The organism is Fulvivirga maritima, assembly GCF_021389955.1.
Taxonomy (GTDB): Bacteria; Bacteroidota; Bacteroidia; order Cytophagales; family Cyclobacteriaceae; genus Fulvivirga; species Fulvivirga maritima.
In genome coordinates, this window is record NZ_CP089980.1 from 342,492 (window position 1) to 357,515 (window position 15,024).

10 protein-coding genes are annotated in these 15,024 nt (G+C 39.4%); 3 read left to right on the forward strand and 7 right to left on the reverse strand.

Annotated elements, in window-relative coordinates:
* The first annotated feature begins 95 nt into the window (after positions 1 to 95).
* The 3 genes from LVD15_RS01540 to LVD15_RS01550 all read left to right on the forward strand — a co-directional run bounded on the left by LVD15_RS01540 (position 96) and on the right by LVD15_RS01550 (position 1,645).
* On the forward strand, positions 96 to 770 hold the full coding sequence (locus tag LVD15_RS01540; protein ID WP_233778533.1) for a sodium:calcium antiporter: 675 nt from the start codon (positions 96 to 98) through the stop codon (positions 768 to 770).
* Entirely contained in the window at positions 755 to 1,126 is a 372-nt protein-coding gene (locus LVD15_RS01545; protein ID WP_233778534.1) for a sodium:calcium antiporter, read from the forward strand. The genes LVD15_RS01540 and LVD15_RS01545 overlap by 16 nt, the downstream gene beginning before the upstream one ends.
* An 81-nt stretch (positions 1,127 to 1,207) precedes the next feature.
* The gene (locus tag LVD15_RS01550; protein WP_233778535.1) at positions 1,208 to 1,645 is read left to right on the forward strand and encodes an acyl-CoA thioesterase; all 438 of its coding nucleotides are present in this window, start codon (positions 1,208 to 1,210) and stop codon (positions 1,643 to 1,645) included.
* A 24-nt stretch (positions 1,646 to 1,669) separates the two neighbouring features.
* Here LVD15_RS01550 and LVD15_RS01555 read toward each other — a convergent pair whose 3' ends face one another.
* The 7 genes from LVD15_RS01555 to LVD15_RS01585 all read right to left on the reverse strand — a co-directional run bounded on the left by LVD15_RS01555 (position 1,670) and on the right by LVD15_RS01585 (position 15,019).
* Positions 1,670 to 3,124 carry a bifunctional metallophosphatase/5'-nucleotidase gene (locus tag LVD15_RS01555; protein WP_233778536.1) on the reverse strand — a complete coding sequence of 485 codons (1,455 nt, stop codon included), beginning with the start codon at positions 3,122 to 3,124 and terminating at the stop codon, positions 1,670 to 1,672.
* Between the two features lie 92 nt (positions 3,125 to 3,216).
* Entirely contained in the window at positions 3,217 to 3,603 is a 387-nt protein-coding gene (locus LVD15_RS01560; protein ID WP_233778537.1) for a VOC family protein, read from the reverse strand.
* Between the two features lie 222 nt (positions 3,604 to 3,825).
* Complete coding sequence (locus LVD15_RS01565; protein WP_233778538.1) at positions 3,826 to 7,785, reverse strand: right-handed parallel beta-helix repeat-containing protein; 3,960 nt, start codon at positions 7,783 to 7,785, stop codon at positions 3,826 to 3,828.
* Between the two features lie 126 nt (positions 7,786 to 7,911).
* The gene (locus tag LVD15_RS01570; protein ID WP_233778539.1) at positions 7,912 to 11,871 is read right to left on the reverse strand and encodes a hybrid sensor histidine kinase/response regulator transcription factor; all 3,960 of its coding nucleotides are present in this window, start codon (positions 11,869 to 11,871) and stop codon (positions 7,912 to 7,914) included.
* 103 nt (positions 11,872 to 11,974) lie between these two features.
* Complete coding sequence (locus LVD15_RS01575; protein WP_233778540.1) at positions 11,975 to 12,943, reverse strand: alpha/beta hydrolase; 969 nt, start codon at positions 12,941 to 12,943, stop codon at positions 11,975 to 11,977.
* Complete coding sequence (locus LVD15_RS01580; protein WP_233778541.1) at positions 12,912 to 13,970, reverse strand: oxidoreductase; 1,059 nt, start codon at positions 13,968 to 13,970, stop codon at positions 12,912 to 12,914. The genes LVD15_RS01575 and LVD15_RS01580 overlap by 32 nt, the downstream gene beginning before the upstream one ends.
* A gap of 119 nt (positions 13,971 to 14,089) precedes the next feature.
* The gene (locus tag LVD15_RS01585) at positions 14,090 to 15,019 is read right to left on the reverse strand and encodes a pectinesterase family protein (protein WP_233778542.1); all 930 of its coding nucleotides are present in this window, start codon (positions 15,017 to 15,019) and stop codon (positions 14,090 to 14,092) included.
* Positions 15,020 to 15,024 lie beyond the last annotated feature (5 nt).

Genomic DNA, 15,024 nt, shown 5'->3' on the forward strand with positions numbered 1-15,024 from the left:
TTTTTATTACTCCAATGATTAGATTAAAATTAGCTATCAAATAACTGTTTCACTTATAAGAGGTTAACTGAGTAAGACTTTAAAAATGGATTACTTTGACTTCTTTAATTTTATACCTAGGCTTAATCATAATTTCAACTATTGTAGTATGGAAAAGTAGCGACTTGCTAGAGGGTAGCTCACAACGACTGGCTACTTACTATAAATTACCCGCGGTAGTGCAGGGCGCTATTATTACTGCTATTGGCTCCAGTTTTCCGGAGTTATCTACTACGGTTCTGTCTACTTTACTACATGGTGAATTTGAATTAGGTGTAGGGGCAATAGTAGGATCAGCCATATTTAATATACTGATGATACCGGCGTTATCTGGCCTAACCGCCAAAAAGCTCTCAGCTGACAGAATTTTAATCTATAAAGATGCTCAGTTTTACATTACTTCTGTTGCTGTACTACTGCTGGCCTTTTCCCTTGCCGTGATTTATAACCCTGTGCCCGATAAGGAGCTCGTAGGAAGCATGACACGTGGGATAGCCCTTGTTCCCTTGCTATTATACGTTTTGTACATTTTTCTGCAACAACAAGAAACGGCCGATTATCAAAAAAATGATTCTAAAGACAAAGTAGCTGACATAAAGGTAGGTAAAGAATGGCTCAAGCTGATCGGCAGTTTACTTCTGATCGTGGGTGGAGTAGAAGGCTTGGTTAGAGGAGCTCTCTTTCTCGGTGAATATTTAGAAACGCCAAGCTTCTTTTGGGTATTACTGTAATAGCCGCTGCCACCAGTATACCTGATGCTTTTGTAAGTGTAAAAATGGCTCGACATGGAGAAGGAATAATAAGTCTGGCCAATGTTATCGGTAGCAATATTTTTGATTTATTGGTTGCCATACCTTTAGGCGTATTAATAGCAGGTTCATCAGAAGTAGATTTTGCTTTAGCTGTCCCTCTTATGTTGTTTCTTACTTTTGCCACTATTCTACTATTTGCGATGCTGCGCACTAAGCTTGTGCTCTCTACTGTAGAAAGCTGGATTTTACTATTACTCTATGTATTATTCATTGCTTGGATGATTTTAGAAACCTTTGGAGACATGAATTTATTGCGAGAGAGCCAGGCCGCTTAACCTTTCAATTAGACTAGTTCTACTGCTGCAAATGAAAATATTTAACCTATATTTGCTCGTCATGCATAACATTTTTTCATTATGAGTAAAACTACTTATCCCTTTAGCATACTTTGGTCACAAATAGATGCTAATCAACACCTAAGACATTCTGCCTATGCTGATTTTGGTGCCCAAGCCAGGGTTATAGCCTTAGAGAGTATCGGGTTTGATATGAAAGTCTTTCATCAGTTAAAAATAGGACCTATTCTCTTCCGTGAAGAAATGATTTACTTAAGGGAAGTTACTCCCAATGACACCATTCAAGTAAGTGTAGAAATGGTGAAATGCAGAAAAGATGGTTCCAGATGGAGTATTAAGCATGAAATATTTCGTAGTGATGGTGTAAAAGCAGCACAGATCAATGTAGATGGAGCCTGGCTGGACCTCACTAAAAGGAAACTTGCTCCTTTACCAGAGGAATGGGGAGAGAAATTTTTAAGCTTACCAAAAGCTGAAGAGTTTTCTATTGAAGAATAGACTAACTCTCCAGCATATGATTATTTAGTTCTGGTATCTCTGATAATTATTACAGCCTGAGTAATCTAGCGGATCAGCTGAGTTTTCAAGATAGTTGATGATTGCCTCTGCAGTAGTAAATTCTTTAATATCAGCTCTATTATACGGGAAGTAGCTATCATGAACGGCAGGGATGTAATCGTTTATTCCTACCGTTAATGAGTCCGTTTCCGGTAGCACTTGTCCGTTAGTATCATAAAGAGCAAAGCCAGTCTGGTCAGTACCAAACTCTACACCGCTTACATAAAAACCTTCACCAGCATGCGTAAAGAACCTTTCTAGCTCACTAACGGCCATTCTAAAAATAACACATTGGTTACTAAAAGGATCCATATTAAAAACCTCCCCCATGGTAATGTCTCCAGCATCAAAACTAGCCCTTACCCCTCCTGTATTTTGCAATGCCAGGTCTGTTTGTAAGTAATTCATTAGTGCATCAGTATAAAAACACCCCATACCTGAGCTACTCATGTTGTTTTCAGAATATCCTACCACTTCATTAAGGTTTACTTCTGCCATGTAATCATCAATTTTTGACTGAAGAGCTTCATCATACTGCTGATACTCATCTAAATTGATAAAACGCACTTCACTACTTTCAATGCTCCCCTCAGAGATTGTTACATCCATTCTTCCTAGCAATTGAAAATTAGCACCAGCCTGTACCACGGGTATATCATCTATTTCACGATCTATCACCTCATGAGAATGACCACCTACTATTATATCGAAATCACCATTGGTCTCAGCAATAAGGTTATCTACCGAAGACCCTAAGTGGGTAAGCAGGATCGATAAATCAGCATCATTATCTGCCTCCAGACTGCTATACTTGGGGAGTTCGGTATCAAAAGGAGAAAATTTAACATCCACCACTTTCCAGGGATGTGTTAAAGGAATAGTATCTCCTTCTTTCCCATTCGTTTCTACTACGCCTAATACGGCTATTTTTAAATCATTAATATCCTTAATAGTATATGGGTCTGTCTGCGGTAATATAGAGCCTTCCGTGTTCATATTAGCGCATATCCAACTGAACTGCGCTTGCTCCATACGATCTTTTAATACCTCTATGCCATAATCAAATTCATGATTACCCAGTACGGCTACGTCTACACCTATTTCATTCATCAACTCTACCATGGGCTCCCCTTTAGGATCATACAGATCTACCACCGGATTTCCTGAAAATATATCCCCAGCACAAAGTACTAACACATCTTTGCTTTCACGCTCTTGATCAATGATATGTTTGGCTTTAGCAAAGTTTCCTATCTGCCCATGCATGTCATTCATAAAGAAGATGGTTAGAGAGTCTACACTGGCATCTGGGTTTTGAGCAGTAGAGTCAACCGGGATAGTCGATGTATCATCATCACTACAGCTAAATGAAGCTAATCCTCCCAAAAAGGTGGTGATTATAAGTAAAGGTAATCTCATAATTTTGAATTGATTAAATCAAATACAAAAATATATAAATAATTTCATAAAATTAACTTTAATAACCACACCCTATATTATGGCAATATTATTTATTTGAGCATAGGTACACCACGCTTGCATAGCTGTAAAGGCACACCCCAAGGATCTCGCATCATAATAATATGTGATCCATCATCAAAATGATCATTACTTACTTCTTCTGCACCAGCCGCTTGTAATCTTTTGCTATCCTCATCGGGCTTTTCTGATACGAATGCAAAATGCACTATAAGTGGACTTTGATTTTTATAATCAGGAACCGCAGCAGCTGGGTTGCTATAAATTTCTATCATTATTTGACCGCTGTCATCGGCCATAAAAGTCATATAAGGGCTTTCTGTTACTTGTTTCACGATGGTTAAGCCCATGTTTTCTACATACCATTGAGCCATAGCTGCAGGCTCTTTTACGTTCACAGCAAAATGTTCTAATTTCATTGGATTCTGGTTTTACAGTTCGGTTTTAAAGCTATAGATAAATTACATGGGTTGCAATGTAAGGATGAAAAACAAGCTCCAAAAGACTGCAAAAGAAAGTCCTAGATTGCTTCGCTTCACTTCGTTGCGCTCGCAATATCTAGTGATGAGAGGTGATCAATATACAAAAAAAGCCACCCCACTCTCATGGGGCAGCTCTCGATTAAAACTACTTCTACTGTTTTATTCTTTAATAATCATTCTAAGATATGTATGCCCTTCAGTTTTTACCTGAATAATATAATTTCCCGCCTGAAGCGAGCTAATGTCTATAGTATTTTCCTGAGCCTGAAGCGGAGCTGACAGCACTTCTACTCCTGCCAGGTCAACTACTCTAATACGCTCCTCTCCGGTGTAAACAGGCAGTTTAATATTTATTCTGTTCTGTACCGGGTTAGGGAAAATAGCTAACTGAGCCTCCAATTCTTTTGCTCTCTCATTATCAACAGCCAGTCTGGCAGCAGAACTGCTTGACAGTTTACCAACGCCAGCATTAGCCACTACTATAGAAGGCACTGAGGAAGTGCTATTTAATGAAGCACTATATGAATATGGTATAGTAGCATTACAATTATAAGGCTCACTCACATCATCACGAGAAAGATCCCAGGTAACATTATCAAACGTATTTCCTGACTGATCCACCCCGCCTAACTCATCACTGTAAGCAGATACAATTGGGTTTTGAGCATCTTTAAAGTAATTATTCTCAACCCGAAGGCAGGCTCCCATTCTGGAATTAATACCTGTAGACGCTATACCACTATAATAGTTATTGAAGAAATGGCCATTTCCATGTCTGAATAATGGCAAACGAGAATTACAATTATCAAAATAATTATGATGTGCTGTAATTTTTCTGTCATCATCATCACCATCGCTACTACCTACCAGCATGGTTTTCCAGCTGTCATGCAGGTAATTGTATGAATAAGTAATATACTCAGCATCAGACTTAGCATCCAAAAGACCATCATAATCATCTTTACCTACTCCTTGATATTCGGCATATAACTCACAATGATCTACCCAAACATGATCTGCAGGGCCTTCTATAGATATAGCATCTTTATCTCCAATATCCACATGATGCACCGTTACATTTTGGATAATCACATTACCCGCTCTATACACTTTAAGGCCTATTCCATTAAATACGCCGCTAGTGCCCACACCTATTATAGACACATCTCTCACTTCTTTGATATCTATTTTAGATGCAGAAGTATTAGAAGGCGTAACGGTACCATTTACATAAATAATCAGAGGTTGAGTAATAACATCATCTTTCTTTTGGTCAATGGCATTGAGAATACAATCACCCGTAGCGCAGGTAACAGACACACCACCCTGACCTCCGGTAGTTCCTCCAGCCTGTGTAGCCCAACCGATAAGATCATAATTAGCATTACCTCCTCCTCCATTATTACTAATGAATGCTGCTGTTACACTTTTGTTACCATCCATTGTTACTGTGGTTGACGTAGAATTGCCACTTGCATCTCCACTCCATCCGCTAAAAGAATAACCACTATTAGCACTGGCTGTAAGAGTTACTACGGTACCAGCAGCATAATTACCTCCGCTCGGGCTTAATGACACACTACCTGCATTAGAAGGGTTAGCAGAGACAGACAAGCTGTAATAGTTAGTTCCTCCTCCACAGCTGGCGGCACTTACATTAGGCCCCGTCACTTCCAAATAATCAATATTTGGCAAGCCTTCTCCCTGGGAGGCCTCCAATCTTAGGCTTTTATTACCTCCAGGCTGGTTTGCAAGGGTTACGGAAGTAGTAGTCCAGGTGGTCCAGCCTCCTGTTCCTGCGAAATCTTCTGTAGAAACCGGCGTACCATTAATGGACAGCACCCCTGTTCTATTAGTAGCGGAACCATTAGCGTATCTCCACCTAAAAACATAAGTACCTGCATCTCCTGATATATTCCAGTTAATACCTTCTCCACTGGCATTTTCAGTGTTAGCAAAACCTATACCTGTGAAACCAGAGTTATTATTATCTATAGTACCATCTACTGAACAGAATCCACTTTGGCTTTCCTGAAGGGTAACTACATTTTCACTGCCTCCAGTATCAGGAGAAAAGTTAGCAGTAATAGACTTATTTCCATTAACCGTTACTGACAAAGGATTGGCTGATCCGCTGACATCTCCTGACCAATTATTAAAAACATATCCGCTGTTAGGCACAGCACTGAGCGATACAACTGTACCTTCAGCATAAGTACCTCCACCTGAAACCGATCCATTTCCATTGGTAGCAGTAGAAACAGTATATTGAGTATTCCCTCCTCCGGCATAAGCCAGACTCATATAATACAAGTTAGCCACATCATCCTTACTAATAGTATGACTTCCGGCAGATAATGTGGTAGTAAGTATACCAGAAGAAGCGCTTAAGCTGTTGCCGTCTATTACTATATTATCAGAAAAATCATTATTAAAAACCAGCGTCAAGGTTCCTTCTTGCGAAGAGGTGAAGCTGATTGAAGTAACCGTTTCTATTTTTAAACACTGAGTAAGCGTTAGGCCCGCATAATTCACAGTGCCTTTAGATGTAGAAAGATTACCTGAGATATTAAAGAAAGAGCTTGATGTACCTGATGCAGTGAAATTATGAATTTCATCACCTCCAGATGGGGGCGGATTGGTATTGCTTTCTGTAAAAACAGCCGTTACAGACTTATTGCTGTTCATAGTAATAGTAACAGGATTGCTAGAGCCACTGGCTGCCCCGCTCCAATTGCTAAACACCCAGCCATTAGCCGGCGTAGCAGTAAGTGTTACTGATGCCCCTGAATTATAAGTTCCACCATTAGGACTAACCGTTCCCTGCCCCTGCACTGAAGTGGTTAACGAATAGTCGTTTCCCGGAGGTGGCGTAGTGCCGCCATACTCTACTGCGCCAAGGTCTGGAGAGGAGCCATTATAGGAAATACCTGATGAGGTTACACCGGCATCAATCAGTGAACTGCTTGACGATAAATTTAAAAATCCATTAGAAGTAGGTGCATGGTTAGGTCCAGGATTTAAAGTAACAAAATCTGAACTGCTCGCAGTATATGGCCATGAGTCCTGATTATCAAAAGCATTAGGTGCGGAGGCATTACCTCTTATTCTATCATTAGAAGAAGACTGGTACGATAAATTATTTCTGAATATATGCGACGCACCATCGCGGGTATGGAAATTATATTCTTCATTGTTATAAGAAGTACAATTGATAAACTGCATACTCCCGGTATTACCATTATCAGCAAAGCCGTGTTTACCATTATTAAAAGCAATACACCTGCGCAAAATATGATTAATATTATGCGCTGAAGAGCCAAGCTTATAACCGTTTTTATCTCCATTACCTGAGGTAGAACCATTAGTAAGCGTACCATTACTGTGAGCAATACATCCTTCAAAATACACAACACCTATAGGTCCTGTATCCGATTTAGTGTATAAGTCCCAACCATCATCAATATTATGGTGAGATACACAGTTTATAAACTGGTTGCCCTCACCACAGGTAAGCTTGGCTGCGAAACCATCAGCATCTTCACTGTCCGGATCTGCATTATCAAAGGCCTCACAGCCTGTGATCAGATTATTAGAAGGCCATTGGCTAATGCTATTTGCACTAGTATTGTAGCGGCTAAGCTGTAAGCCTGTATCTCTGTTTTGGCGGAAAATACAATTCTCTATAGTATTATTATTGCCTGACAGCAACATACCATTGTCACCGGCTTTTTGAATAGTAATGCCCCGCCAATGCCAGTAAAAAGCATCCATGACTATACCTCGGTTAGAAGAACTCACCGATTGAGCAGAAAAATCAATGATCGGGGTTTCTCCATTATAAGCAAAGACCCTGATAGGTGCGGATGATGATCCATTCTTAGAACGATCAATCACAATGGAAGATGAATAGTAGTAGGTTCCTCCTCGCATATAAATGTAATCTCCGGCAGAAACAACAGATATAGCATGAGTTAAGGTTGCAAAGGGACTGCCTTGAGTCCCGGAATTAGAGTCGCTCCCGCTGGGCGACACGTAGTAACTTGCGCTAAAAGCTGTCACTGAAAACAGTAGCAATATCAGTGCAGTAAGCGTACATTTTTTAGTAGTAGTATTCATTTAAAATGAGGTTTATATGAAAAAATCTTATTCGAAAGTACCTCAGAATGTATGAATAGGAATCTCAAAAAAATGACCTATGGTTGAATGATGTGAATGGATGATGCACACATGACCGTGTGTGGCTTAGCCTTTTTTTACAAATTTGCTAGGGGCTAAACCTATATGTTTGGTAAAGGTTTTAGTGAAAGAATTAGGGGAGCTAAAACCGGTTTTATAAGCAATTTCTGACACACTGAGCTTACCCTCTTTCAATAAATGGGTGGACCTTTTTATCCTGTAAGCATATAAAAATTCGGAAGGTGTTTTTTCTGTCAATGTCTTCAACCTTCTAAACAATTGGCTTCTACTCATATTCAGATCAAACGCGAGGCTTTCTACACTAAACCTGGGATCAGAGTAATTTTGTCTGATCACCTCCATCAGTCTTTTCATAAAATGATTATCTAATGGATTTTCAGGAAGTAGATCAACTTCAGAGACTGACTCTTCCTTATATTTTTTATGCAAGCGCACCCTGTTTTCTAAAATACTAGCTACCTGAGATTCTAAAACATCTAAATCAAAGGGCTTGGTGATATAGGCATCGGCACCTAAATCAAACCCTTTACGCTGATGAGTAGGTAAATGCCTGGCAGTAAGCAACACCACCGGAATATGACTGGTGTTTAAATCTTCCTTGAGTTTTTTGCAGAGCTCCAGCCCATCTCCATGAGACATCATAATATCGGTGATTACTAAATCAGGCGGGCTTTTCATTATCATCTCCAGCGCCTGACTGCCATTTTGAGCTACCTCTACTCTGTATTTAGAAGAAAGCGACTCTTCCATAATCGTAAGCAAATCTTCATTATCTTCAACTAATAAAAGCTTAAAGTTTAATAAGCTACTCACTTGTATCGCCTCCTGATAATTACGATCTACCAACAACTCCGGCAAATGAGCTTGCGGCCGCTTTACTTCATCTCTTTTCTCTGCATTAGCATAAAATCGATCCGACACGGGCAGCTCTACTATGAAACTGGTACCCACTCCCACTTTACTACACACACTGATTTGCCCTTTATGCAAATTCACCAGGCTTTTCACCAATTCCAGCCCGATACCTCCTCCTGCCTGCGCACCTTCCACCTGATAATACCGATCAAAAATATGTTCCAGGTCCGCCTCGCTGATCCCTTCTCCGGTATCACTTACTTCTAAAATGGCATATTCTGTTTCTTGCTTATTTTCTTTAAAACTCAAACTTACCTTTATCCGCCCTCCGGCAGGTGTATATTTAATAGCATTTATAATTAGATTATTTACTATTTTTTCCACCTTATCACCATCAAACCAGACCATACCTCGGCTCTCTTCTATTTGTAAGTCCAAAGTCAAATCATGCGTTTCTGCGTACTCCTGATAGGAAAACATCAAATCATTAATGAAAAACACTAAATCGGCCTGGTGCACTTTGAGCTTAAGGGTACCTTGCTCCACCCTTACAAAATCTATGAGTTGATCAGTAAGATGCAGTAGCTTTTCGGCTGTTTTGTGCGCTAATCTGGCATTTTTTAAAACAGCAGGATCATCACTCACATTCATTTGCTTCTTCAAAGGAGTCATAATTAAAGTAAGCGGTGTTCTTAGCTCATGAGATATATTAGTGAAAAAGTTGATTTTCAAATCATTAAGCTCTGTCACTTTTTTCAACTCTACATCTTTCATCTTTAAATGATGAACGTAACTTATCCGCTGTCTGATGATCCAATAAGTAAGACACAACACAAAAATGGATATTAGAATATAAATCAAAATAGCCCACCAACTGAGCCAAGGTGGTCTTTTGATCTGTACGTTTAAAGTGAGTATCTGATCAGACCATAAACCATCGGCATTAGTAGCTTTCACTTTGAATACATAATTTCCATAAGGCAAATTGGAATAGGTAACGGAATTATCATGAGTAGGCATAGACCATTCCTTATCCACTCCCAAGAGCTGATATTTATATCTGATAGATTCTACCCCCCGATAATCTAATGCTGAGAACTCAAAAGAAAGAATATTTTTATCATAAGGAAGCGCTATGCTCGCATCAGCGAATACATCTCTTAACACCAATTGGCCATTAGCCTTTACTAAATTAACTACCAATGGAGGTTCATAATTTTCCAAAGAGATAGCAGCAGGATCAAACAGATTGAAGCCATTATTACCACCCACCATTATTTTACCATCTGAAAGCTTAAGGGCAGCATTTTTTTCAAATACACTCCCTTGCAAACCATGAGCACCGGTGTAATTAGTAAAAGAATTATCTTTCAGGTTAAACTGACAAAGGCCTTTGTTAGTGGTTATCCAATACATATCAGGTTTACTTTCTATTATAGAAAATGTAGTATTTGAAGGCAGGCCATCTTTTTGCTTTAAATGCCTGAATCTTTTGCCCATGAATAAATTAAGGCCTGAAGATTTGGTTCCTACCCACATTCGCTGTTGAGAATCCTGATAAATTTCACGAATGGTATTACCACTTAAAGACTGGGGTTTGTGACTATGATAGTAATGCGCTACACTGTCATTTTCAGGGTAAAACCGAAATACGCCCTGATTATCGGTACCAATCCAAAGAGAATTAGCGGCATCCCAGAGCAAGCGAGTACACACTATTTCCTCATTAGCAGGTATGCTTAAATTATGCTTTATAAATCGATTGTTAGAAGCATCAAAAAAATAAAGGCCACTGATGGTGCCGCCCCACAACACACCATTTTTATCTTCATCTACTGCTACTACTTTAGGCAATTCATAAAAAACACTTTTATCTGAGACAGGGAAATAACGATTGATTCCTTTTTTGTGCCCTACCCACAGTGTTTCTTCAGCATCATAATACAAAGTTTCAATTCTTCTTATTTCATCATTATTCTGAAACAAAGGCACTATTTGATACCTCTTTTTTTGTGTTTCAAAATAAATAAGCCCTTGCTCACGAGTACCCAGCCAAAGGTTTGCCTCATGATCTTCGGCCATTGAAATAACAAAAGCCGATTCTCCGGAAACTACACCTGGTGGCTGATAATGAGGAAATAAATGGCCTCTTCTATCGTGAATAAAAAGCCCGCCGAACTTAGTGGCTAACCAGATTTGATGATGAGAATCTTCCATTATATCAGTAATATATTCACTGGTAAGTCCCTCCACACCTGCCGGTAAGCGCATCTCAAAAACAGGCATCTGATTCTCAGATTGAATAATTTCCCCTGTTATAATGCCATAAGTGGTGGTACCTATCCACACCAGATTATTAGAATCCTGCAGGAGTTTCACTATACCGACCTTGCCATCATTAAAGATATGGCTGTCTTTAAATTCTAATCGGTCAAAACGCTGATTTAATGAATCGTAAATATTCACTCCATTATCAGAACCAATAAGTATGTGGCCTGAATTTAATTCCAGTAAAGCATTGATTTCATTGTCGCTAAGTGAGTATGGATCATCAGAATGGATGAAGTGAGTCCATTCCCCCCGAAAATAATGATGTAAGCCAGACATAGTGCCTACCCAGGTAGAACCATCGTCCTTTTTTAAGATGGAGGTGACGTCAATATCATTAAAATGCTCCGTAAAGGCATCTTTGATCAATTCATAACTGCCAGACGGTGAAGGCACAAATTTCAAAAGCCCATGCGCAGTGCCTACCCACATAGTGCCAGCTTCATCTCTGGTGATAAAATGCACTTCAGTATTATCAGAAAGCTTTTTGAAAATTCTTGATTCTCTGTAGAAGGCGTTCAGTCCATTTTCAGTGGCTATCCAAATATTTCCAAATCCATCTTCTTCAATGTCATTGATATAATTAGAAGATATATTTTCTGCATATACCTCGAAACCTGAGCCATCAAACTTGCATAGACCCTCAGCTTCAAGCCCCATCCAGATGAAGCCATAACTATCCTGAAATACGCAACGCACATTTTCAGCTGAAAAATCGAGTTCAGCGTTTAAATGCCTAAAGCGATGAGTGCTATTCTGCCCTCTGACTTCGAAAACCAGCAACAGCAATAGCATAATAATATGAATCCCTCTCTTTATCATTCTTCTATAATATATCAACCTAGCCATATCACATCTCTGCGATCATGATCGTGTACAGGTTACTTTCTTACAGAAGCTCCTTTTTAAAAGAGATTAGAAAGCCTTAGTGAAAAACATTATTCAAAAACTCCACTGTGTATTTAAAGGTAGGTTCAAACCAGGGGTGAACCAGCCAAAATGAATGCGGAGAATCGTCTAATGTATAGGTTTGGTTGAAAATATTGTTATCGTTTAGAATCTTAATCATATCATCTCTACCAGCATGAAAGCGAGGTTGTGAGCTGTTGATAAATAAGGTGGGCGGTGTGCTTGGACCTACATATTCCAAAGGAGAAGCCTCCTTCCATATTTCCGGAACTTCGGCTTTATATCCACCTAAAAATTTAGCGGCATATTTACCTTCTTCTGCTTCAGGATGTATAAATGAAACAATGCCATCTATATTTACAATAGCCTGAATATCAGAATAATGATCATTATTACCTTCATCTCCTTCCAGCTTAGGCAAATCACCGGTTACGCCCAGCAAAGTGGCTAATTGAGCTCCTGCCGAACAGCCCAGCGAGGCTATTTGAGTGGTATCCAAATTATACTTATCAGCATGAGCCCGCATATAACGGATGGCGGCCTTCAAATCATGCACAGCTGCCGGATATGAAATTTCTGGACTGAGCCTGTATTCGGGCACTATGGCTACATACCCGGCATCAGCCAGTTTTTGCGCCATAGGTACTTGATTCGCTTTTGATCCTGAGCTCCATCCGCCACCAAAAATGAGGATTACACCAGGATAACCGCCTTTCTTTTTCTTTTTAGGATAGAAAACATCAAGCGTTAAATCTCTACCTACCTGAGCATAGGTAACATCTCTTTTTTCTTTTATTGTTTTTAATTTTTGAGGAGCAATGGGAGTAATGTCTGAATAGTACTTCTTCAGTTTCAGGTAGGCACTGTGGATAGAATAAGAAGTATCACGTGGGTATTGCTGAGCACGTGCAGTACATATGCTCAGCAATAAAATAGTGGTTATTAATATTTGTTTATGAAAACGGTATGGTACGTTTTTCTTCATCACTTTGTATGGCTAACTCTATTATTCTAATGGTATTTCTCGCCTCCTCAGGTTTTACCTTCTGCTCTGCTCCCTCTGTTATTACCTGATAGACATTCTCATAAAAGGCCGGATAATTGCCCGCCTCACTTTTCACCTTCTTTCTTATGCTTTCTCCATTTTCTTCATAGTGAATTACTCCCCACTGTTCTTCTGGCTCTTCACCCCAATCAGCATCTGACAATGGCTTTTCGGCTTTATCTAATGTGGCTTCCTGTATATCCAATCCATATTTAACAAAAGATCCTTGCTCACCCAGCAGTATATATTTAGGCAACGGTTCCTTCACTAACATGCCACATTTGATAGTTACTTTCACATCGTCATAATGAAGCAGAAGTTCAAAATTATCGGTGATGTTACTGTTAGTTCGCTGCTTAGCCATAAATGCAGTTACGGCATTTGGCAATCCAAAAAGCACTTGCGCCTGATCTATCAGGTGTGATCCCAGGTCATAGACTAAGCCCGTACCCAGATCTCCCTCTTCCTTCCAGCTGTTTTCTTTTAGCGTATTTCTAAACCTGTCAAAATGATTTTCTAACTCTACAATTCTTCCCAACTTACCTTCAGAAATCAGCTTTTTAACAGTGAGAAAATCACTGTCCCATCTTCTGTTTTGGAATACAAATATTTTCTTATTCTTTTCTTTAGCTAAGGCTATGAGCTCATCAGCCTCTTCTGTAGTTACGGTAAAAGGTTTATCTATCACCAGGTGCTTTTCGGCTTCTAATACGGCCTTCCCAACACTGTAATGTGCCTTGTTAGGAATAATTACAGCCACTAAATCTATTTCAGGATCATTAATAATGGCATCCGAATCAGACACAATATCCACTTCAGGATACCTCTCTTCTATAACCTTTATTTTATCCTCTTTGGTCTCTCTGATTTTAACCAGCTCAAATCCCTCCAAAAAATCTAACACAGGAGCATGAAACACTCTTCCTCCTAATCCAAATCCTATTAAGCCTGCTTTTAATGTTTTCATAATTAAATTGTTAGTATCGTCTGTTAATCACAAACATAAGTTCTTATTACTGCTCACCACGAACAGCAAATTCATCTTTATACCAACTTGCACTGATACATTTTGGTTACATTTTTTACTTACTTCAGATACCATCCTGCTTCATTTTTGGCTTCGCTATGGTTTAAAATCTGCTCTACAGTATATTTTTCTGCCTCTGATTTTTTTAACTGATGGGACCAGGTCACTCTTTGTTTAGGATGATCACCATTACCACTGTTCTGATATTCGGCATAAAAAGCGGTGCGCTCTGCTGCCGGGTTAGACCAGTTATGCCACCCTTCAGGTAATATAAATTCACCCAGCTTACAGTAAATAAATACCGTTTTCGCATACTGACGCCAGGGTCGGCCTAAATACACACGGTTTATCTCCTGATCAGCAGTAAGGCTACAATCTATGAACACCAAACCATAAGTCACATCTTTAGGCGTAGAAGCTGCTGTGATGTATGAATTAGATTTAGCATGAATATTACATTTCTCAAAAACCACTGTGGCTTCTCCAAATATAAAATCAGTGGTACCCTCTATGTAGCAGTCAGTTAAATACTGACGATTTCCCTCGCCAGCAGCATAAAAAGTATCCTGATTACCCATCAAATTACAATGCTTTACCACGCAGCGATCAGCTTCTATAGCTAATGCTACTGCCTGACCAACCGGCCCCGCAGTGTTTTCTATGGTCAGATTTTTCAGAACACAGTCCCGACCTTGTACCAACACGGTGGGAGTCATGAAGGTACTGTTTCTACCTTTATCAATTTTGTCAAAATAGTCATCAAAAGTAATAATGGTGCTATCCCTATGCTGACCTTCTATTGTGAGCAGATTATTCCATGAATGTACTTTTACCTTTTCATGATATGTACCATTCTTCACAAATATGGTAATGCGCTTGTCAGGAAAAGCCTTGGCACTATTAATAGCTTCTTGAATGGTATTATAGTCGCCAGAGTCATCTTTAGCCACGGTGATGTAGTAGTCAATTTGAGCTTTGTCAGCTTTCAAAAATA

Bases quoted from the DNA above. Each gene is read 5' to 3' on its own strand.
- LVD15_RS01580 (WP_233778541.1), bottom strand. From the start codon at position 13,970: ATGAAAACATTAAAAGCAGGCTTAATAGGATTTGGATTAGGAGGAAGA.
- LVD15_RS01560 (WP_233778537.1), bottom strand. From the start codon at position 3,603: ATGAAATTAGAACATTTTGCTGTGAACGTAAAAGAGCCTGCAGCTATG.
- LVD15_RS01575 (WP_233778540.1), bottom strand. From the start codon at position 12,943: ATGAAGAAAAACGTACCATACCGTTTTCATAAACAAATATTAATAACC.
- LVD15_RS01565 (WP_233778538.1), bottom strand. From the start codon at position 7,785: ATGAATACTACTACTAAAAAATGTACGCTTACTGCACTGATATTGCTA.
- LVD15_RS01555 (WP_233778536.1), bottom strand. From the start codon at position 3,124: ATGAGATTACCTTTACTTATAATCACCACCTTTTTGGGAGGATTAGCT.
- LVD15_RS01570 (WP_233778539.1), bottom strand. From the start codon at position 11,871: ATGATAAAGAGAGGGATTCATATTATTATGCTATTGCTGTTGCTGGTT.
- LVD15_RS01550 (WP_233778535.1), top strand. From the start codon at position 1,208: ATGAGTAAAACTACTTATCCCTTTAGCATACTTTGGTCACAAATAGAT.